The 21,991-nt window shown below is 39.0% G+C and carries 19 protein-coding genes, 1 tRNA gene, 1 pseudogene and 1 other annotated feature; of the genes and pseudogenes, 13 read left to right on the forward strand and 8 right to left on the reverse strand.

What is annotated here, in order from left to right; genetic code table 11:
- Positions 1–9: 9 nt before the first annotated feature.
- Together hfq and rluC are read right to left on the reverse strand one after the other, a co-directional pair.
- Positions 10–294 (reverse strand): RNA chaperone Hfq, encoded by a 285-nt coding sequence (gene hfq, locus O3746_RS04370; RefSeq protein ID WP_049384310.1) that lies wholly within the window; start codon positions 292–294, stop codon positions 10–12.
- Between the two features lie 86 nt (positions 295–380).
- Positions 381–1,361 carry a 23S rRNA pseudouridine(955/2504/2580) synthase RluC gene (rluC, locus tag O3746_RS04375; protein ID WP_111393985.1) on the reverse strand — a complete coding sequence of 327 codons (981 nt, stop codon included), beginning with the start codon at positions 1,359–1,361 and terminating at the stop codon, positions 381–383.
- A 427-nt stretch (positions 1,362–1,788) separates the two neighbouring features.
- Between rluC and rne the strand changes: the two genes are divergently transcribed.
- Positions 1,789–4,599, forward strand: coding sequence for a ribonuclease E (gene rne, locus O3746_RS04380; protein ID WP_371447887.1), 2,811 nt, complete (start codon positions 1,789–1,791; stop codon positions 4,597–4,599).
- Positions 4,600–4,754: 155 nt separating this feature from the next.
- Positions 4,755–4,844 (forward strand) — tRNA-Ser (locus O3746_RS04385).
- Between the two features lie 68 nt (positions 4,845–4,912).
- Here the strand turns inward: O3746_RS04385 and priC are convergent.
- From priC to gloA, 4 genes are all read right to left on the reverse strand, one after another.
- Positions 4,913–5,494 (reverse strand): primosomal replication protein PriC, encoded by a 582-nt coding sequence (gene priC, locus O3746_RS04390; protein ID WP_049369170.1) that lies wholly within the window; start codon positions 5,492–5,494, stop codon positions 4,913–4,915.
- Between the two features lie 39 nt (positions 5,495–5,533).
- Positions 5,534–6,886 carry a Na+/H+ antiporter family protein gene (locus O3746_RS04395; RefSeq protein WP_070591512.1) on the reverse strand — a complete coding sequence of 451 codons (1,353 nt, stop codon included), beginning with the start codon at positions 6,884–6,886 and terminating at the stop codon, positions 5,534–5,536.
- 103 nt (positions 6,887–6,989) lie between these two features.
- Positions 6,990–7,117 (reverse strand) — a sequence feature (His leader region).
- A gap of 116 nt (positions 7,118–7,233) precedes the next feature.
- A complete protein-coding gene (gene rnt, locus O3746_RS04400; protein WP_290990513.1) occupies positions 7,234–7,923 on the reverse strand; it encodes a ribonuclease T in 690 nt (229 codons plus the stop codon).
- A 10-nt stretch (positions 7,924–7,933) separates the two neighbouring features.
- Complete coding sequence (gene gloA, locus O3746_RS04405; RefSeq protein ID WP_049372940.1) at positions 7,934–8,341, reverse strand: lactoylglutathione lyase; 408 nt, start codon at positions 8,339–8,341, stop codon at positions 7,934–7,936.
- Between the two features lie 234 nt (positions 8,342–8,575).
- On the opposite strand from gloA, the pseudogene pgtP reads away from it, so the two are divergent.
- Positions 8,576–9,906 (forward strand): annotated as a pseudogene (gene pgtP, locus O3746_RS04410) (phosphoglycerate transporter protein PgtP).
- 126 nt (positions 9,907–10,032) lie between these two features.
- The gene (locus O3746_RS04415) at positions 10,033–12,699 is read left to right on the forward strand and encodes a GDYXXLXY domain-containing protein (RefSeq protein WP_302130703.1); all 2,667 of its coding nucleotides are present in this window, start codon (positions 10,033–10,035) and stop codon (positions 12,697–12,699) included.
- 67 nt (positions 12,700–12,766) lie between these two features.
- Here O3746_RS04415 and cmoA read toward each other — a convergent pair whose 3' ends face one another.
- Positions 12,767–13,492, reverse strand: coding sequence for a carboxy-S-adenosyl-L-methionine synthase CmoA (cmoA, locus tag O3746_RS04420; RefSeq protein WP_049356449.1), 726 nt, complete (start codon positions 13,490–13,492; stop codon positions 12,767–12,769).
- A 184-nt stretch (positions 13,493–13,676) separates the two neighbouring features.
- On the opposite strand from cmoA, the gene aspS reads away from it, so the two are divergent.
- The 9 genes from aspS to ruvB all read left to right on the forward strand — a co-directional run bounded on the left by aspS (position 13,677) and on the right by ruvB (position 21,613).
- Positions 13,677–15,443, forward strand: coding sequence for an aspartate--tRNA ligase (aspS, locus tag O3746_RS04425; protein WP_197541750.1), 1,767 nt, complete (start codon positions 13,677–13,679; stop codon positions 15,441–15,443).
- Positions 15,444–15,523: 80 nt separating this feature from the next.
- The gene (locus tag O3746_RS04430) at positions 15,524–15,904 is read left to right on the forward strand and encodes a hypothetical protein (protein ID WP_197541751.1); all 381 of its coding nucleotides are present in this window, start codon (positions 15,524–15,526) and stop codon (positions 15,902–15,904) included.
- A 323-nt stretch (positions 15,905–16,227) separates the two neighbouring features.
- Positions 16,228–17,496, forward strand: coding sequence for an NRAMP family divalent metal transporter (locus O3746_RS04435; RefSeq protein WP_371447888.1), 1,269 nt, complete (start codon positions 16,228–16,230; stop codon positions 17,494–17,496).
- A gap of 101 nt (positions 17,497–17,597) precedes the next feature.
- Positions 17,598–18,056 (forward strand): dihydroneopterin triphosphate diphosphatase, encoded by a 459-nt coding sequence (gene nudB / locus O3746_RS04440; RefSeq protein WP_371447889.1) that lies wholly within the window; start codon positions 17,598–17,600, stop codon positions 18,054–18,056.
- Between the two features lie 49 nt (positions 18,057–18,105).
- Entirely contained in the window at positions 18,106–18,846 is a 741-nt protein-coding gene (locus O3746_RS04445) for a YebC/PmpR family DNA-binding transcriptional regulator (RefSeq protein ID WP_049364490.1), read from the forward strand.
- 17 nt (positions 18,847–18,863) lie between these two features.
- Positions 18,864–19,298, forward strand: coding sequence for a hypothetical protein (locus O3746_RS04450; protein ID WP_049369189.1), 435 nt, complete (start codon positions 18,864–18,866; stop codon positions 19,296–19,298).
- 50 nt (positions 19,299–19,348) lie between these two features.
- A complete protein-coding gene (gene ruvC, locus O3746_RS04455) occupies positions 19,349–19,921 on the forward strand; it encodes a crossover junction endodeoxyribonuclease RuvC (RefSeq protein ID WP_005697069.1) in 573 nt (190 codons plus the stop codon).
- 59 nt (positions 19,922–19,980) lie between these two features.
- Entirely contained in the window at positions 19,981–20,592 is a 612-nt protein-coding gene (gene ruvA, locus O3746_RS04460) for a Holliday junction branch migration protein RuvA (RefSeq protein ID WP_049368011.1), read from the forward strand.
- 13 nt (positions 20,593–20,605) lie between these two features.
- Positions 20,606–21,613, forward strand: coding sequence for a Holliday junction branch migration DNA helicase RuvB (gene ruvB / locus O3746_RS04465; RefSeq protein WP_371447890.1), 1,008 nt, complete (start codon positions 20,606–20,608; stop codon positions 21,611–21,613).
- A gap of 55 nt (positions 21,614–21,668) precedes the next feature.
- Here the strand turns inward: ruvB and O3746_RS04470 are convergent, their stop codons facing one another.
- Positions 21,669–21,980, reverse strand: coding sequence for a DUF5339 domain-containing protein (locus O3746_RS04470; RefSeq protein WP_371447891.1), 312 nt, complete (start codon positions 21,978–21,980; stop codon positions 21,669–21,671).
- Between the last annotated feature and the right edge of the window lie 11 nt (positions 21,981–21,991).

Raw genomic sequence — 21,991 nt, forward strand, 5'->3', positions numbered from 1 at the left:
TGAACAGAATTATTCTGCTTGTATCTCTACTTCCGCCACAGCATCAGAAGTTTGTGCTGCATGATGAGCGCCATTATTATTGTGGTGAGAAACAGAACGAGCTGGAACCACAGTCGAAATTGCGTGTTTGTACACCATTTGATTAACCGTGTTTTTTAATAAAATCACGAATTGGTCGAATGATTCGATTTGACCCTGTAATTTAATCCCATTAACGAGATAAATCGAAACAGGAATACGTTCACGGCGTAACGCATTCAAATAAGGATCTTGTAATGATTGTCCTTTTGCCATTTTGCTATCCTTTGTTGTTATATGTTAATTAATGATAGAAACGAGTTGTCTCCGTCATCAAATATAGCAATAAACATTTTTCTTGTCTATGGGTTTATCTCTTTGCTTTCACGCAGTTTTTTCAGAATTGCTTTCATTTTTTCATCTAGTTGCGCATTGAGGCGTAATGTTTCACCCGTTTTAGGGTGCTCAAAGCGAATAGAAAACGCATGTAAAAACAAGCGATTAAGTCCGAGATCTTGCATATATTTATCGAATTCTTTATCACCGTATTTATCATCTAATGCAATCGGGTGACCTGCATATTGAGTATGAACTCGGATCTGATGGGTTCGACCTGTTACGGGTGAAGCTTTTACTAAGGTTGCATTTTGATAGCGTTCTTCAATGCTAAATCTAGTTTCCGAAGGTTTACCTTGTTCACTGACTTTAACGATGCGTTCACCACTGGCCAATTCATTTTTTAATAAAGGGGCTTGCACGACTTTTACATGAGATTGCCATTGGCCGCGTACGAGTGCGAGATAATCTTTTTGCACGGTTTTAACACGAAGTTGTTCGTGTAAGTTGCGTAAGGCAGAACGTTTTTTGGCGACTAATAAAATACCCGATGTATCTCTGTCTAAACGATGAACCAATTCTAAAAAACGGGCTTCAGGACGTAATGCACGTAAGGCTTCAATCACACCAAAATTCAAGCCACTCCCGCCATGAACCGCTATGCCGGAAGGTTTGTTCAATACTAATAAACAGTCATCTTCAAAAATAATATGGCTTTCAAGGGAAGCGACTTTATTCAAGTTTTTAGAAATTGGGGCAGTATTTTTTTCAGAAACACGAACAGGTGGCACACGCACCACATCACCATTTTGCAATTTATATTCAGGTTTGATTCGCCCTTTGTTCACACGTACTTCGCCTTTACGCAGAATGCGATAAATCAAACTTTTGGGCACACCTTTTAATTTTGCCAATAAATAATTATCAATGCGTTGTCCTGCTTCATCCTCAGAAATCGTGAGCATTTTGACGGATTGATTGATGATTTTTTCTTGTTTTTCAGTCATTGAATCTGTCCTTTAAAAATTGGGCTGAATCATATCACAATATCCCTGGTGATAATAGCAAGAATGCCTTGCTAATTTAGCCCCGAATGTGGATAATAGAACGTCTTTCTGCGCCTAAAATTTGGCATTTAGAAAGCGATTTTGTATGTTGGTCAAAACTCAATGCGGCAAATGGCATAAGACATTGATAATCAACATGTTTTTCTTGAAAGTTGACGCTTCCTTGCAATGCGTAATTAACACATCGCATTGTTTTACGAAAATTGTCTTAGATAACAATTGAGTATGCTATCAATGCACCCAGCAACACACAGTCGTGAGATTGACTGTTCGCGAGAAACACGAGGTCGATGGCTAAGGTCAGTAAATCTGTAAAGTGCGGTTAATTTTCAAGGTATTTTAGATAATTCAAAACGAGAAATTGACAATGAAAAGAATGTTAATCAATGCGACTCAAAAAGAAGAGTTGCGCGTTGCGTTGGTCGATGGCCAGCGTTTATTCGACTTGGATATTGAAAGTCCGGGTCATGAACAGAAAAAAGCCAATATTTACAAAGGGAAAATCACTCGCGTAGAGCCGAGTTTAGAAGCAGCCTTTGTGGATTATGGTGCGGAGCGCCATGGCTTCCTTCCTTTAAAAGAAATTGCCCGCGAGTATTTCCCTGCTGATTATGTGTTCCAAGGTCGTCCAAATATCCGTGATATTTTGACCGAAGGTCAAGAAGTGATCGTTCAGGTGAACAAGGAAGAACGCGGCAATAAAGGCGCGGCCTTAACCACTTTTGTTTCCCTTGCCGGTAGTTATTTGGTGATTATGCCAAACAATCCGCGTGCAGGTGGTATTTCTCGCCGTATTGAAGGCGATGAACGTATCGAATTAAAAGAAGCATTGAGTTCTTTAGATGTACCGGAAGGCGTTGGTCTTATCGTACGTACAGCGGGTGTGGGTAAATCACCAGAAGAATTACAATGGGACTTAAAAGTACTTTTACATCATTGGGAAGCAATTAAACAAGCTTCACAAAGCCGTCCAGCACCATTTTTAATTCATCAAGAAAGTGATGTGATCGTTCGTGCGATCCGTGATTACTTGCGTCGTGATATCGGTGAGATCTTAATTGATAGCCCGAAAGTATTTGAAAAAGCGAAAGCACACATCAAACTTGTCCGTCCTGATTTCATCAATCGTGTGAAACTGTATCAAGGCGAAGTGCCGCTATTTAGCCACTATCAAATTGAATCTCAAATCGAATCCGCCTTCCAACGTGAAGTACGTTTACCTTCTGGTGGTTCGATTGTGATCGATGTGACAGAAGCGTTAACAGCTATCGATATCAACTCAGCGCGTTCAACTCGTGGTGGTGATATTGAAGAAACGGCATTAAATACGAACCTTGAAGCGGCAGATGAGATTGCTCGTCAATTACGTTTACGTGACTTAGGTGGGTTAGTGGTTATCGATTTTATCGATATGACACCAGTTCGTCACCAACGTGAGGTAGAAAACCGTATCCGTGATGCCGTGCGTCAAGACCGTGCGCGTATTCAAATCAGCCGTATTTCTCGCTTCGGCTTGTTGGAAATGTCACGTCAGCGTTTAAGCCCATCATTAGGTGAGTCTTCTCACCATGTTTGCCCACGCTGTCAAGGTACGGGTAAAGTACGTGATAACGAAAGCTTATCACTTTCAATCTTACGTTTAATCGAAGAAGAAGCGTTAAAAGAAAATACCAAACAAGTACACACTATCGTGCCGGTACAAATTGCGTCTTACTTACTTAACGAAAAACGTAAAGCAGTAAGCAGCATCGAAAAACGCCATGATGTAGAGATTATCGTGGTGCCAAATGAAGCGATGGAAACCCCGCACTTCAGCGTGTTCCGCGTACGTGAAGGTGAAGAGCTGAACGAATTAAGCTACAACTTAGCAAAATTCCATGAAGCACAAGACGATGCATTCGTACCAGAAGAGTCTCTAGTTTCTCGCAATATCGAAACGGCAGCTGTGACCTCTGAACAAGTGATGGAAAGTGCTGCAGTATCGCTATCGATCCCAACGGCAGCACCAGCACCAGTTGAGCGTAAACCAGAAGGACCATCCTTGTTTGCGAAAATTGTTGCTGCAATTAAAGGTTTATTTGCTTCTGAGCCAAAAGAAGAAGAGAAAAACCAAACCAATCGTAATAATCGCAACGGAAATCGTAATAATCGCCGTAATCAAGAGCGTCGTAATAATCGTCGTTCTCGCAACGAAAATAGTGACAATGCGAAAAATACAGACGAAGAAAATGCACGTCCAACTCGCGAGCGTGTGAATAATCGTCGCAATCGTCGTAACGCGAATGAAGAAGTGACATCTGAAAGTGCGGTTAATTTTGCTAATGTTTCTGATGATAATCGTCAAGAAGAAAAAGCAGAGAAACCGGTAGCAGAGCGTCGTCAACGTCGTGATTTACGTAAACGTGTTCGTATTGATGACAATGCAACTGATGTAAACGAGAATGTTATTGAAGCGGTTGAAGTACCCGTTGTTGAGACTGTTCAAAATGAAGTAGTTGAAAACAATGTTGCTGATAATGCTGAAGATAAACCACGTCAAGAACGTCAGCGTCGTACTCCACGTCATTTACGTACATCGAATAATCAACGCCGTCGTCGTAATGAAGTGAAGTCACCAATGCCATTATTTGCGGCAGTTGCTTCGCCTGAATTAGCAAGCGGTAAAGTATGCATCGATTATTCTGCTGTGAATGCACCGAAAGAAAATAATTTCTTATCGGTGGATGAATTGCTTGAGCAAGAAAAAACGAAAAAAGGTGTGATTACGCCAGCAACAGGTATTGTCGTGGAAGAGAAATCAGTTGAAGCACAACCAGCGTTAGATTTCATTACTCAACCGGCAAATGAAGCTGTTCAACAGAAAGTGCAAGAATCATTAGAACGCTTGCATCATAAATCAGAACCTGTTGCTAAAGTTGCAACGACAGAAGTTGAACCACAAGAGAAAACAGAGTTTGTTCGCTCTTATGTGTTCACTGGTCGTGCAGGTACCATTTCAGCGGTACAACACACTAAAGCAGCGATGACATTAGCTAAAGCACCAGATGAAGAGTCTAAACCATTCCCAATTGTAGAATGGACGGAGTCTCGCTATTACTTTAACGGTAAAGGCGCCGCAGGCCATCATAGTGCAATTAGTCATATTTATTCTGAAGCGACACAAGCGAAATCAGAGTAATATCTTAATCATAAAGACGGAGCCAGTAGGTTCCGTTTTTTATTTTGTGTATTTTTAAAACATAGTGATTTAAAAGTAGTCAGTCAGATAATTTTTTTATTTTCTTGCTTGACGGGATGGGGGAAAAAACGTATTATTCACCTCGCTTAAATCACGGAGGAATGGTCGAGTGGTTGAAGGCACCGGTCTTGAAAACCGGCGAGGGTTTACGCCCTCCGTGAGTTCGAATCTCACTTCCTCCGCCATCAAATTCAAAAAATCCCTAAGTCGAAAGATTTAGGGATTTTTGCTTTTCAGTCTATTAAAAAATATCTTATTTTTTGACCGCACTTTCTTGGGCTTCTTTAAAGGCAAGGTATTCTTCTAAGGTCTCAATCGCCTCTAAACATTTTTGACGGCGCGTTAAATAAATTGCCGCAGTTTGCTTATGCATATCTCGTTGAATATCTGTTTGTGCCGTATCCGCTTGTGCTTTAGCTTCTTCGTATTTTTCCGTGAGTTGCTGCAAGGCTTCATAATACTTTTCTAGACGCTCTCTAGGAGGGAGACGATGAATGCTATGTTGTGATTTACTACTTGCAACTTGTGGCTCTGCTATTTTCGGCTGAATGGGCTTTTTATGCTTGCGATTCATGGCTTCGGTCAAGGCGGTACATTGCCCTAAAAGATGTTCTGCCATAAATACAATTTGTTCTTCATTTTGATGAGTAATTTTACATAGCTTAGTTAAGCTTTGTTGGATTTCTTTGAGATAAAAACCGACGGTTTCAAAATCTTCGGTAAATAAAGTGCGGTTAAATTTCGCGTTGATTTTTTTATCAGAGTCAGTTTGATAGGCTTGAGTCAGTTGCTGTACTTTTTGCTCGAGCGCATTGAGTAATGATTGAATAGACATAAAAAAATCCCCGCATAATGTATGCAGGGATTATAACGATTAAAGGGTCATGGCTGCAATCCAACCGAACGCTAATAGTGGGATATTGTAGTGAATAAAGGTTGGCACAACAGAATCCCAAATGTGGTCGTGTTTACCATCTATATTTAAACCGGATGTCGGCCCAAGTGTTGAGTCAGAAGCCGGTGAACCCGCATCCCCTAATGCTGCTGCTACACCTACGATAGCTACTGTCGCAAGTGGTGAGAAACCAAAAGAGAGACAGAGTGGTACATAAATTGAGGTAATAATTGGTACAGTTGAGAAAGAAGAACCAATACCCATGGTAATCAATAACCCAACGAGTAACATTAAGAATGCGGCAACGCCTTTACTTTGAATCGCACCGGTTGAAAGTGCATCAACTAATTCTTTCACGCCACTTGTGGTATTAATCACATTCGCGAAACCAGAGGCAGCAATCATAACGAAGCCAATCATTGCCATTAAGCGTAAACCTTGTTGGAAAATGTCGTTACTTTCTTTGAGTTTGAAGATACCGAATGCCCCGAAAATGATTAAACCGACTAAACCACCAATAATTGTAGAGCTTGTGAAAAGCTGGGTGGCAAAAGTGGCGACAATGGCGACCGCACTTGCGGTAATTTGAATAGGTTTAATATTCGCAATGTGTTGTTCAATTTCAGCTGTAGTGGGTTCTGCCGTTGTCACAACATACTCGCGCGGTTTGCGATAGGTAACAAATACGGCAGTGAGTAAACCAAGAATCATACCAATAACAGGGATAAGCATAGCAAAAGAAACTTCACCAACACTGGTTTGTAAACCGAGTGGAGCACCAGCCAGATTGATATTTTTTACTAAAACGCTTTCGATAAAGATTTTCCCGAAGCCAACCGGCAAGATCATATAGGTTGCGGTTAAACCAAAGGTAATAATACAAGCCACTGCACGACGATCGATTTTTAAACGGTTAAAAATAGAAAGTAAAGGCGGTACCACAATCGGAATAAACGCAATGTGTACTGGGAGCAAGTTTTGGGATGAAATTGAGAATAAAAGCAAAATACCAAGTAGCATATATTTAAACCAAGCTAAATTTTTGCCGGTTGGTGTTTTGTTCATTCGAGTAATAATTTTATAAGCAAGCAAATCAGTGATGCCAGATTTTGAAATCGCAATGGCAAATGCACCGAGCATCGCATAGTTCATGGCAACTTCAGCACCACCACCTAAACCACCTGTAAAGGCTTCAATGGTTTTGCTTAAACCTAAGTCTCCGCATAAACCAGCTGTAAGGGCCGAAATCACAAGTGCGATAACCACGTTCACGCGCAGTAGGCTTAACGCCAGTAGCACGACAATTGAAATAACAACGGGATTAGATAGCATATTGTTGTTCCTTATTGATTAATTAAAATAAAAAGGTCGCATAAAAGAAAATTGATTTAAGGTTAAATGTCGCATAGTAATAAACTCCTGTAAATTGATAATAAAACAAAACCCCTCGAAAGTTGCCTTCCGAGGGGTAAGATTTTTTTGATCTTTATCTTGTCAGCTCGGAAGAAATCTTCCAAGCACGCCAACAGCCTGAAAGATTATTCAGTTGAATGGCGATGATGGTGACGAAGGATAAAGTTCATTTGAAACTCTCTTATTTAGATAACTAAATTGAATTACTTTTTAAAATACGGTAAAGCGAAAAGGATTGCAAGCCTTTTTTCTAAAAAATTTGAAAATTAAAGTGCGGTATGATTTTCAGTAGTTTTTTCCGTTTCATCGGTTTGAGCAATATGCGGGAAACCACCAAGCTCTTTTAAATGATTCACCATATAGCAAAATAATTCTGCCGTACGTTCGGTATCATATAGTGCCGAGTGTGCTTGTTTACCATCAAAAGGAATTTTTGCTGCTTGGCACGCTTTGACGAGTACGGTTTGGCCAAACATAAAACCGGCAAGCGTTGCGGTATCAAACATCCCAAAAGGGTGGAATGGATTGCGTTTTACGCCCGTACGTTCAGCCGCCGCCATCACGAAGCTTTGGTCAAAAGCAGCATTGTGCGCCACGATGATAGAACGCTGACATTCAGCATCTTTTTGTCCACGACGCACCATTTGGAACAACCCTGTGATGGCATCTAATTCAGATACGGCACCACGCAATGGATTGTGAATATCAATCCCGTTAAATTTGAGTGATTCGGGATTAATATTCGCACCTTCAAATGGTTCAATATGGAAATGGCATTTTTGATCAGGGTGTAAATTGCCATTTTCATCCATTTTTAAGGTAATTGCCGCAAGCTCTAAAAGTGCATCTTTTTTCGCATCAAATCCAGCTGTTTCCACATCAATAATGACAGGGAAATAGCCACGGAACCGATTTTTTAATTGGTGGTGATAAGGAATTTCAGGTGTATCTGACACAATGTATTCCTTAATTCCCTAAAGCTGATTTTGCACTTTTGTTTTCAATAAACTCGATCTTATAACCATCCGGATCTTCAACGAATGCAATCACAGTTGTGCCACCTTTAACAGGGCCCGCTTCGCGAGTCACTTTACCACCATGAGCACGCACTGCTTCACAAGTTGCGTAAATGTCATCTACACCAATCGCAATATGACCGTAAGCATTACCAAGATCATATTCAGTCACGCCCCAGTTGTATGTTAATTCAATTTCTGCAGCGCTTTCGCCATCTTCGTAACCTAAAAAAGCAAGCGTGTATTTATATTCTGGGTTTTCACTCGTACGCAATAAACGCATACCTAAAACATCTTGATAAAATTTAATAGAACGGTCTAAATCACCTACTCGAAGCATTGTATGTAAAATTTGCATTTTGTTTTCCTCTTTTCTATTTGGGTGTTGGGGGATTATAGCATAGAAATTTTTAAATAGACTTAGAACGTAATTTGTTCCAGAAATTGGTGCTGTTGAATGATGTAAATGAACTAATCATTTGAAGTGATCGGAGCTCTGTTTTGTATTCGGTTTTGGTAATCTGTTTTTTGTTGTAATGGTCTAGCTATTGCAACGATATGACAAGTTATAAATTATTATAGGAGAACAAAGATGTTTTCATTCTTAAAAGCATCTCCTCCAGCACCAAGAATTGAAAGTTCTAGAACAGATGCCGAGTATAAAAAATTACGTTGGCAGGTGTTTGCTGGAGTATTTATCGGGTATGCGGCTTATTATCTTATCCGCAAAAACTTTTCTTTAGCCATTCCTTATCTTATTGATGAATATGGCTTTACTAAAGCTGATTTAGGTACAGTTGGGGTAGCGTTATCACTGGCTTACGGTTTTAGTAAGTTCATTATGGGGAATATTTCTGACCGAAGTAATCCTAAATATTTTATTACCATTGGTTTATTAGGTTCAGCATTAGTGAGCTTAATTTTCGGTTTAGTGCCAGGCGTACTATATCCTCTATTCCATTGATGATTGTGTTAGCTGCATTAAATGGCTGGTTCCAAGGAATGGGATACCCGCCAGGTGCAAAAACAATGACCAACTGGTTCTCAGTTTCTGAACGTGGTGTGTGGTGGAGCTGGTGGAACGTATCACATAACTTAGGTGGTGGTTTAATCGGCCCATTAGCGCTCCTCGGTTTATCGATTTTCGGCGTATGGCAATCTTTATTCTATTTACCCGCCTTAATCGCCATTGTATTAGCATTCATTATGTTCTATTTAATGCGCGATACACCTGAGTCTCAAGGATTACCGCCGGTAGATGAATGGAAAGGTGAAAAAATCGTAGAGAAAGTTGAATCAGCTCACACGCTTTCTTCTAAAGATATTTTTATGAAATACATCATTAATAATAAGTTTTTATGGGCGATTGCACTTGCGAACGTATTTGTGTATTTCATTCGTTACGGCATTATTGACTGGGCACCAACGTATCTAAAAGAAGTGAAACATTTCTCTGTAGATAAACAAAGTTGGGCGTATTTCCTTTACGAATATGCAGGTATCTTTGGTATGCTTGCTAGCGGTTATTTAAGTGATAAAGTGTTCAAAGGCCACCGTGCACCGCCGATGTTATTATTCCTAACCGGTGTATTAATCGCGATTATTGTTTATTGGAAAAATCCAGAAGGAAATCCACTCGTAGATAATATTTGTCTTGTTGCTATCGGTTTCTTAATTTATGGTCCAGTAATGATGATCGGGCTTCAAGCAGCAGACCTTGTGCCACGTGTTGCAACAGGTACAGCGACAGGTCTAACCGGGCTATTCGGTTACTTATTAGGTTCTGCAAGTGCAGGCTATGTAATAGGTAAATTGGTCGACTTATTTGGCTGGGATGGTGGTTTTTATGCCTTGATCGTTTCTTGCTTCTTAGGATTTGGTTTCATTGCTTTTACCTTACTCCATAAGCCGAATGCAGCGTAATAAATATTATTTTACCTAAATTAAAATGTGGCTAAATTGTATCATTTAGCCACATTTTTTTGTTATTTATTTACCTTACTATTATGCTAAGATAATACTGATCTTTTTATAAAAAGGAAAAAATGAATGAATATAACAGGCCTTTTTAATCTTTCTTGGCAACGTTATTTAAATTTACTGTTTTTATTATTAACCGTCGGATTTTTAACGAGTGGAGTAGTCACGTTAATTGCAGCTAATTTAGATTATTTTTCTGATTTAGCCAAAATTTATGGCTTACAAACATTGCTTGTGGTGACAGTAGTATTAGGTATTTATTGCTTTATTCGAGAGAGTCGTCGACAAGCCAAAGAAAAATTAAAGTGGAAGACATATAGCCTCTTTTTTGTTGTTTCTGTCTTGATTGGCGCTTTATTTGCCTTAGTCGGCCAAACCTATCAAACGGGGGCTGATGTATGGCAGTTATTTGCTGTTTGGACACTTTGCCAACTTCCATTTTTATTATTATTTCCGAATGTGGCCTCTGCATTATTATTTGCCGCCACTGCCAATGTTGCGTTTTATTTATTTAATGAACAAAACGCCTATAACTCAATGTGTTATGCCGTTCTGATTAATACTGGATTCCTCGTGGTATCTGAATTATTCAGTAAAACTTTTCATGATCAACATTGGCGTATTTTACCTAAAGTATTTTTAGTGCTGACTTTTGTTAACCTATTTGGTTTAGCAGTACAAATTCATGATATGTACTTTTATGCTTATGCTTGGGGTGAGTTTGGTAGTTCATCACTCAGTTCTTTGCTAAGTGCTATGCTAATTGCTATTCCTGCCTTAATCGCACTTTATGTATATCACAAATATCGCTTTGATTTTATTAATTTAATTATTTCAGTCATAGCCTTGCTTGGCGCTTATTGCTTTTTGGCATCTCTTTTTATTCGCGGTGTAGAAGAGGGGGTGGTTTTAGGATTGATTGGCTTTGTTTTCACTGTCATGGCAATCAAGTGGTTAGTGAAACTCTATAAACAAGAATATCCAAATAATAAGAAATTCCATTGGGCGATTTCAATACTATGGATGATAGCTTTATTGATAGCTTTCGTGACTATAGGTGTTTGGTTATTTTTATTTTTAGGTTTAGATGAGTCTAGTGCATTCATCGTTGGTATTCTTTTATTTGGTATAGCTTGGTTGATTACTTTAAATAAAGATAAAAATGAATACACTACAATTTTAGCAGGTTTATTTTTTCTAATCGCAAACAGTTTTTTAGGATTCTATTTGCTTGTTAAATTTGATGATTTTTTTCTTTTATTAGGAAATGAATTTAGCAAAGATTCAAATCTCGGTATCTTTATTTCCACACTGATTTTTACCGTCATTATTATTGTTAGCTACAAATTGATGCCGAATTCTTTAGTGAGGATTCTACTGGTTACCCAGCTTCTCGTTTTTTGGCAAATTTCCTATAATCTATATTTCCATAATTACAGCTTGAATAACGCATGGTTTAACACATGGTTTAATAACAGATGGTTTAATAAAATCCAGCTCTTGAGTTCGATTGTACTCTTTTATTGGGTCATGAGACCTCATCAATCAGAGCGAATTCATTTAAAGCCTATTGCCTGGGGAACAGTATTATTCTCTCTATGGATCTCTGTGCCGTCGTATATGACGATTCCTTGGGTAGATTATGGCCTTATTGATACAGATGTTTCAAGTGATGTCATGCCAGCAGACGCGATGAGTCTTGATAATGTGTTGCAAGTTTTAAGTGGACAATTTTGGTCACACTTCCAGTTTGATGTTAGCCATATCTTATATCTGCTTATCTGTGCATTACCATTAATTGTCTATGTACTAATGAATAAGCATAGTGAATCCAAACACACAGAAGCAGTGTTAATTTTATTAGTATTAACCTTGTTTGCATTAGGCTTTGTTGGGATACCCGTCATTTTATATTTAACAGCGTTATTATTGCTTGTTTATTGGACGGACAGCCGTGCGTTCTTCGGTCTTTTGGTATTTGCCTTTGTTGTTTATTTAGGTGGGTTCTATTACCAATTGAGCATCCCATTACTCTATAAAGGGGTATTGCTAGTAAGCTTTGCCGTTATTTTTGCGATTGTTACTTTATTCTTGCATGCACGTTATAAAGCGCCTTCACAAAGTGCGGTCGAAAACCATTCTGTTTTTAAAGCACCGATTTGGCTTGTTGGCGTCTTTGTGATTGCATTATTGGGGGCGGTGAACTATAAAGTGCAGCAATTTGAAGATGTGCTGGCTACCGGTAAGCCTATTGTTTTAAAAATCGCCCCTGTGGATCCTCGTTCATTGATGCAAGGCGATTATATGATATTGAATTACGCTATTTTATCTGAGTTTCAGCAAAGTCAGGTTTTACCTGAATCAAATGAATCCCTTGAAAGCAATGAATCTATTGATACTCTTGAATCTAATGAAACCACTGAAACCACAGGTATAGATGAATCAAGTCCTTCGGGAAACAAAGCTTATATCCTTGTTCATCTTGATAAAAATCATGTTGCGACATTTTGTGAGGCGCAATCAGAAATACCAACAGATTTTAAACATTGCACACCAAATGTTTATTTGCCAATTCGTTATAATGGTAGTTGGCTTCCTAAATTACCAAGCCAAGATTATTTCTTTGCAGAAGGAAAAGGTGAATATTATGCACAAGCAGAATATGCAGAATATCGCTTTAAAGACGGTATTTTGTTGCTAGCTCGTTTATTAGATAAGGATTTAAAAGGGCTATAAAGCATTGGTGACAAATAAGGGCGTATTTGATACGCCCTTATTTTTTATATTATTGATTAGGTTATGATTATTTCACTGCAATCATTGAGCCAAAGTTAAAACACTGGAACCATAATTCGACGTGTGAAAATCCGATGTTTTTTAATCGCTCTTTGTGGATGTTAATCGAGTCAGTACGCATGACATTTTCAAGTGCGGTGCGTTTTTGGCTCACTTCAAGCTCACTGTAACCGTTAGCACGTTTGAATTGGTGGTGGAGATCAATAAGCAACTCATTCACTTTTCCATCTTCAAAACGGAATTTTTCAGAGAGCACCAACACACCGTTTGGGTTTAAACCTTGGTAGATTTTGGTGAGCAAGGCTACACGATCTTCTGGTGGTAAAAATTGCAATGTGAAGTTGAGTACAACCATTGAGGCGTTCTTAATTTCAATTTGACGAATATCATCGCAAAGAATTTCTACGGGTACATCACTATGATAAGCCGCAACGTGCTGACGGCAGCGTTCCACCATTGGCAAAGAATTATCGACACCGATAATTTTCACATTCGGTTGTTTAATATTACGTCGCATAGAAAGAGCTGCCGCACCGCGTGAACAGCCTAAATCATAGACTTGGCTATCAGCCGTCACAAAACGTTCAGCCAACATACCAATCGCCGTGATAATGTTGGAGTAGCCCGGAATCGAGCGTTGAATCATATCGGGGAAAACTTCCGCCACGCTTTCATCAAAAGTAAAATCGCCCAGTTTTTCGATCGGGGCTGCAAAAATTGTATCTTTCATCATGATTGAATTCTGTTGTTGTATTGAGAGGGCATTTATTTAGATAAAATGCAAAAAACTGCGGTCATTTTAGTGAAAGTTTTTAAAGGATCAAATAAATTTCGCTTTTCAATTTAAAAGGCATGTCTTTTTCCGTATAATCAACGCGTTAATTATCCATTTTTAGAAAAATGAAAGGAATATAGAAATGATGCGTACACATTATTGCGGTGCATTAAACCGCAACCATATTGGACAAGAAGTAACATTAAGCGGTTGGGTTCACCGTCGTCGCGATTTAGGTGGTTTAATTTTTATTGATATGCGTGATCGCGATGGTGTCGTACAAGTTTGTTTTGACCCGAAATATCAAGAAGCGTTAACTGCAGCTTCGAGCTTACGTAATGAATTTTGTATTCAAATTAAAGGTGAAGTAATCGCGCGTCCTGATAATCAAGTTAATAAAAATATGGCGACAGGCGAAGTAGAAGTATTAGCGAAAGAATTACGCATCTACAACGCTTCTGACGTTTTACCATTAGACTTCAACCAAAATAACACCGAAGAACAACGTTTAAAATATCGTTATTTAGATTTACGTCGTCCAGAAATGGCACAACGTTTGAAAACCCGTGCAAAAATCACCAGCTTTGTGCGTCGTTTTATGGATGACAATGGTTTCCTTGATATTGAAACCCCAATGCTTACCAAAGCAACGCCAGAAGGTGCGCGTGACTATTTAGTGCCAAGTCGTGTGCATAAAGGCAAATTCTATGCATTGCCGCAATCACCACAGCTTTTCAAACAGCTTCTCATGATGTCTGGTTTTGATCGTTATTATCAAATCGTGAAATGTTTCCGTGATGAAGACTTACGTGCAGACCGTCAGCCTGAATTTACCCAAATTGATGTGGAAACCTCTTTCTTAACTGCACCAGAAGTGCGTGAGATCATGGAGCGCATGGTGCACGGTTTATGGCAAAACATCATTGGTGTGGATTTAGGTAAATTCCCACAAATGACCTGGCAAGAAGCAATGACTCGTTTTGGTTCAGATAAACCAGATTTGCGTAACCCGCTTGAATTAGTTGATGTGGCAGATATCGTTAAAGATGTTGAATTTAAAGTATTTAATGAGCCTGCAAACAATCCAAACGGCCGTGTTGCAGTGATTCGTGTACCAAATGGTACAGAAATTACCCGTAAACAAATTGATGAATACACACAATTTGTAGGCATCTACGGTGCGAAAGGTTTGGCTTGGGCGAAAGTGAATGATATCAATGCTGGCCTTGAAGGTGTACAAAGCCCGATTGCGAAATTCTTAAATGAAGATGTATGGAAAGCGTTAGCTGAACGTGTGAAAGCTCAAACTGGCGATATCTTATTCTTCGGTGCAGACAAATGGCAAACCACCACTGATGCAATGGGTGCGTTACGTTTGAAATTAGGTCGTGACCTTGGTTTAACTCGTTTAGACGAATGGCAACCACTTTGGGTGATTGATTTCCCAATGTTTGAACGTGATGAAGAGGGTAATCTTGCAGCAATGCACCACCCATTCACTTCACCAAAAGATTTTACGCCAGAACAATTAGAAGCGAATCCAACCGATGCAGTAGCAAATGCTTACGATATGGTGATCAACGGCTATGAAGTAGGTGGTGGTTCCGTGCGTATTTTCGATCCGAAAATGCAACAAACCGTCTTCCGCATTCTTGGTATCAATGAACAAGAACAACGTGAAAAATTTGGTTTCTTATTAGATGCATTAAAATTTGGTACACCGCCACATGCAGGTTTAGCATTTGGTTTAGACCGTTTAACCATGCTTTTAACGGGCACCGAAAATATCCGTGATGTGATTGCATTCCCGAAAACAACAGCAGCAGCTTGTTTAATGACAGAGGCACCAAGTTTTGCGAATCCGCAGGCATTAGCTGAGCTGAGTATCGCAGTGACTAAAGCTGAGTAGTTTCTGTTTTTAAAATCGACCGTAGTTTTACGGTCGATTTTTTGGTTTATTAAGTTATAGGTGTTATTGCAAGGTATAAAATGGAACGCCCAATATCTGTAAGTGTGATTGCTTGGTTATACATACTGGGGGGAGCTAGTGGTTGCTTTTCCCTACTTTTTTCATTATTTGAAGAAACATTTAGTTTAAGTTTCGATCAGATTTTGAGACAATACCTAATAAATTTTGTTCTGGGTGTATTAATTTTTCTTACAGGTATTAAATTACTTGAAGGGCAAAATAGTGGTCGGATCTTATTTATAATATCAGCTCTTTTATATATTGTGTGGAGCTGGATTAGCTACGGTCTTGACTCAACTTTATTTATTGGCTCAGTCGTTCGCTTAATTGTGTTTGGATTAATTCTCTATCGACCAAGTGTAAATAAATATTTTACTCAAACTTCAAAAGTGTCAGAGTAGAGGGGGCTTATTTCTCATGACTATTCTAGTTTTTAGTATCTAGTATGAGCTAATGCGATATAAGTGCGGTCAAAAATTCAACTGATTTTGACCGCACTTTCTTTTTATTGAAAAAATTTTATTCACTTAAATACATCACTTTTTTGGTATGAATATGATGTAGTTTTATTTGTTTTGAAGTTATATCCTGAAATTTCAAAATAATTAGATTTTTACTCTTTTATTATTCTTTAAATGGAACTTTATTTACTTTACTCAAGGATAAAATTCTATTATAAATAAGACCTTTTTCGATTTATGATTAATTTATAAGAGAACATTTTATGAGTGAAGTTTCAACTCCAGTAGAAAAATCAACGTGGGCGAGTAAATTCTCTGCCTTAGGCCCTGGCATCGTGATGGCATCAGCAGCTGTTGGTGGTTCGCATATTATTGCATCCACTCAAGCCGGTGCGATCTATGGTTGGGAATTAGTGAGTATTGTTATTCTTGCTAACTTATTTAAATATCCTTTCTTCCGTTTCGGTGTTCAATATACCCTAGATACAGGTAATACCTTGTTAGAAGGTTACCGTCAAAAAGGGAAGTTCTATCTTTGGTTATTCCTTGCTTTAAACGTTTTTGCCACAGTAATTAATACTGCTGCAGTGGGTTTATTAACAGCCGCAATTTTAACGTTTATTACACCAATTCCACTTCCAATGCCAGTATTAAGCTCATTAGTGATTCTTGTGACAACCGGCATTTTATTGTTGGGTAAATACCGTTTATTAGATAGTTTATCGAAAATCATCATGATTGCTTTAACGGTAACAACCGTGAGCGCTGTCGTGATTGCTTTTATGCGTAATGGTATCAATGGCGTAGCCGCACCTGATTTTATAGCGCCTTCTCCATGGGAATTAAGTAAATTAGCCTTTTTAGTGGCCTTAATGGGCTGGATGCCTGCACCAATTGAAATTTCTGCTGTTAACTCTATGTGGGTGGTGGCAAAACGTCGTCTAACGAAAGTATCTTATGAAGATGGTTTATTTGACTTCAATGTGGGTTATATTGGCACAGCAATTTTAGCTGTCGTATTCTTAGCGCTTGGCGCATTGGTACAATATGGTTCTCCTGAAACCGTCGAGATGGTTGGCGGAAAATATATCGCACAACTTATCAATATGTATGCAAGTACTATCGGTGAATGGTCTCGCTTATTAATTGCAGTAATTGCGTTCATGTGTATGTTTGGTACAACAATTACAGTAATTGATGGTTACTCTCGTACCAATGTTGAATCTTTGCGTATCTTATTCGGTAAACAAGAAAGCTCTGTGAGAATTCTTAATATCGGTATGATTTTTGCGGCGTTATCTGGTTTAGCGATTATTTTCTACTTTAATAATGCAGTAGGCCCAATGCTGAAATTCGCGATGATTGCTTCATTTGTTTCTGCACCAATCTTTGCTTGGTTGAATTTATCTTTGACTAAGCACGCGAAACACAGTGTAAAAGGCGGCTTATTATGGTTATCCCTTATCGGTTTATTCTACTTAACAGCCTTTGCAGGCTTGTTTATCGCCCAACAAGCAGGCTGGTTAAACTAAAATAATTAAGATAATTACCGCACTTTAGTTTTAAAGTGCGGTAATTTTTTTGAAAGTTTTTAGTAGAAAAGGTATGATGCTGCCCATTCTCAATTATGTAGATGACGAGCTTGAAATATAAAAATAATCAATCGGTTCTCGTGGTAATTTATGCGGAAAGCACGCATCGTGTTCTTATGCTTCAGCGCCAAGATGATCCCACCTTTTGGCAATCCGTTACGGGGACATTGGAAACCAATGAAACACCAAGAGAAACAGCAATTCGAGAAGTTTGGGAAGAAGTTGGATTAAAAATAGAAGAAAATTCGACCGCACTTTTTGATTGTAAAGAGAGTATAGAATTTGAAATTTTCCCGCATTTCCGCTATAAATACGCACCGAATGTGACTCACTGTCATGAACATTGGTTTTTATTGGCAGTTAAGCAGGAATTTAAACCGATATTAAGTGAGCATTTGGCGTATCAATGGGTTTCACCAGAACATGCGATCCAAATGACGAAATCGCCGAATAATGCCGAGGCCATCAAAAAATATTTGATGAACGGCTTTCCTCTATAGAAAAGAGGATTTAATTTAAAAACGTTTTTAAGATAAGAAGGAAAACAACATGGCAGGCCATAGTAAGTGGGCAAATATTAAACACCGTAAAGCAGCACAAGATGCGCAACGCGGTAAAATTTTTACAAAATTAATTCGTGAATTAGTCACTGCTGCAAAAATTGGTGGCGGTGATGTAAGTGCGAACCCGCGTTTACGTGCGGCAGTAGATAAAGCCTTATCGAGCAACATGACTCGCGACACCATTAACCGTGCGATTGAACGCGGTGTGGGTGGTGGTGATGACACCAATATGGAAACAAGAATTTACGAAGGTTATGGTCCGGGTGGAACTGCTGTGATGGTTGAGTGTCTAAGTGACAACGCAAACCGAACCATCTCACAGGTTCGCCCAAGTTTCACTAAATGTGGTGGTAACTTAGGGACTGAGGGTTCTGTGGGCTACTTATTCAGCAAAAAAGGCTTGATTTTAATTAGCGAAGGTGAAGAAGATGCGTTAATGGAAGCGGCAATTGAAGCCGGTGCGGATGATGTTCAACCACAAGATGATGGTTCGTTTGAAATCTATACTGCGTGGGAAGATTTAGGTTCTGTGCGCGATGCAATCGAAGCAGCAGGATTTAAAATTGATAACGCAGAAGTGACAATGATTCCATCAACAACAGTTGATCTTGATCTTGAAACTGCGCCTAAATTGTTGCGTTTAATTGACATGTTAGAAGACTGTGACGATGTACAAAACGTATATCATAACGGTGAAATTAGTGATGAAGTTGCAGCTCAGCTGTAATTTTAAGGAGATTTATAATGAAATTTGCTAAAGTATTACCAGCAATGGCCGCTCTTGTTGTTTTATCAGCATGTGCAAGCGATGCACCAAAAATGGAAAACAAGGCGGAACAAATGGCAACCCCTACTGTAACGGATAAAACAGTAGTTTATACTTGTAACAAGAAAACTGTAACTGCAGTTTATCAATTCGAAAACCAAGAGCCAACAGCAGCAATGGTGATGGTGGGTAACAAAGTTATCGCGAAAGATTTTGCTCGTGATGCAGCCCAAAAAGACTTCACTTCATTTACTTCTGGCAAATATGTTTGGAACGTAGACAGTGGTTTAACTTTAGATAAATTTGATTCTGTTGTGCCAGTAAATCTTTTAATTAAAGGCAAAAAAGCAGACAAAATTGTTGTGAAAAACTGTGATGTAGATGCAAAAGCAACTGCAAAAGCAAACCAATAATTAACGCTAAAAACGGCCGGCATTGACCGGCCGTTTATTTTTGAGAATTTATGAGTATTATTTTAGGCATTGACCCAGGTTCTCGTGTAACAGGCTATGGTGTGATTAGACAAAATGGTCGGCATTTAGAATATCTCGGTAGTGGAGCAATCCGCACGCAGGTAGAGGATTTACCTACACGCTTAAAACGAATTTATGCTGGCGTGACAGAAATCATCACGCAATTTCAGCCCGATATGTTTGCTATTGAACAAGTGTTTATGGCTAAAAATGCAGATTCAGCTTTAAAACTGGGGCAAGCGCGTGGTACAGCGATTGTGGCAGCCGTGAACCATGATTTACCGGTATTTGAATATGCCGCTCGTTTGGTGAAACAGACTGTCGTTGGGATTGGTTCTGCAGATAAAGTTCAAGTTCAAGACATGGTGACACGAATTTTGAAGCTTTCAGATAAACCACAAGCTGATGCAGCAGATGCTTTAGCCATTGCGATCACTCATGCTCATACCATTCAACATTCCTTGCATATTGCAGGCTCGGTCAAAACCACAGAAACACACGAAAAAATGACCGCACTTTTAAAAACAAGGTACAGCCGAGGTCGATTTAGATTAAAAATTTAACTGGATTAATATCCAGTTTTATTTTATTCTATGCAAAAAATTTTTTACATGGAAATCTTATGATCGGTCGTTTAAAAGGCATCTTATTAGAAAAACAACCACCTGAAATTTTGCTTGATGTACAAGGCGTCGGTTACGAATTATTGTTACCAATGACCAGTTTTTATGACTTACCAGAAATCGGGCAAGAAACCACTTTATTTACCCATCTTGTTGTGCGTGAAGATGCTCATCTTCTTTTTGGATTCGCCCAAAAAACTGACCGCACTTTATTCCGTGAATTAATTAAAACTAATGGTGTTGGTCCTAAATTGGCACTCGCGATTTTATCAGCTATGTCAGTAGAGCAGTTTGCTTATGCTATTGAGCGAGAAGAACTGTCAAAATTAGTTAAAATTCCTGGTGTGGGCAAGAAAACGGCTGAACGTTTATTGGTAGAGTTAAAAGGGAAGTTTAAAGATGTTCGCCAAAGTGATTTCTTTGTGGAGAGCAAGCATATTCCTTCGACTTCAGAATTGCGTCAAGCGGAGAGCTCAGCTGATGAAGCAGTTGCTGCGCTGATTGCGTTAGGCTATAAACCAACCGATGCTGAAAAAATGGTGAAAAAAGTAGCTAAAGCTGACTTGAGCAGTGAGCAATTAATTCGCGAAGCCTTAAAAGCCGCATTATAAAGATTAAACAGATATGATCGAAGCAGATAGAATTATTAGCAGTCAGGCAAAGATAGATGAAGATGTCATCGATCGTGCGATTCGTCCAAAGCTTTTAGCGGACTATGTGGGACAGCCACAAGTGCAAGAGCAGATGGATATTTTCATTAAGGCGGCGAAATTACGTCAAGATGCCTTAGATCATCTTTTGATCTTCGGCCCTCCAGGCTTAGGAAAAACGACGCTAGCTAATATTGTGGCGAATGAAATGGGTGTGAATATTCGCACCACATCAGGTCCTGTGCTTGAAAAAGCTGGAGATTTAGCGGCAATGCTGACCAATCTTGAACCCCATGATGTGTTATTTATTGATGAAATTCACCGTCTTTCCCCAGCGATTGAAGAAGTGCTTTATCCAGCAATGGAAGATTATCAGCTGGATATTATGATCGGTGAAGGCCCTGCTGCACGCTCAATTAAATTAGATTTACCACCTTTCACATTAATTGGTGCAACAACTCGAGCGGGTTCTTTAACTTCACCATTGCGTGATCGTTTTGGTATTGTTCAGCGTTTAGAATTTTATTCCGTTGAAGATTTAACTTCTATTGTGACAAGAAGTGCCTCTTGCTTAAACCTGGAATTAGAAGATAAAGCCGCTTTTGAAGTCGCTCGTCGTTCACGTGGCACGCCTCGCATTGCAAATCGTTTGTTGCGTCGCGTTCGAGATTTTGCTGATGTGCGTAATGATGGCATTATATCGGCAGACATTGCGAAGCAAGCGCTTTCAATGTTAGATGTAGATGATGCGGGCTTTGATTACTTAGATAGAAAATTGCTTACCGCAGTGATTGAACGTTTTGATGGTGGACCAGTTGGGTTAGATAACTTGGCTGCAGCAATAGGTGAAGAACGAGACACTATCGAGGATGTTTTAGAACCTTACTTGATTCAACAAGGATTTTTACAGCGTACGCCTCGAGGCCGAATTGCGACCTCGTTAACTTATCGACACTTCGGACTTCAGAAGCCGTCAGAATAAGAGATAGAAAAAAGGACATATTGATATCAATATGTCCTTTCTTTTTGAAACCTGCTTAGTTAGTTCCTTCAGTATAGCTCTTCATGCTATTTAATCTTGCTAAACCCACATCACAGCTTTTTTGTTGAGTCGCTAATTCCATCTCGAGAATTTGCTGTTTGCTTTGATTAAGTTTACTTTTGATTTTACCTACTTGAGTGTGAGTGCCAGGCTGTTTTTCTGCTTGAGCAATCAAATTTTCTGTTTCTTTAAATAACTGTGTACATTGTTGTGGAAGAGCAGCTTTGTTTTCTGTAATAGGTGCTGCAGTGGCAGATAGTGCCATCGAACCGAAAAGTGCGGTCAAAATTACATAAATTTTTTTCATTGTAAATCCCT

Source organism: Haemophilus sp. 27098_8_127, assembly GCF_041433495.1.
Classification (GTDB): Bacteria; Pseudomonadota; Gammaproteobacteria; order Enterobacterales; family Pasteurellaceae; genus Haemophilus_D.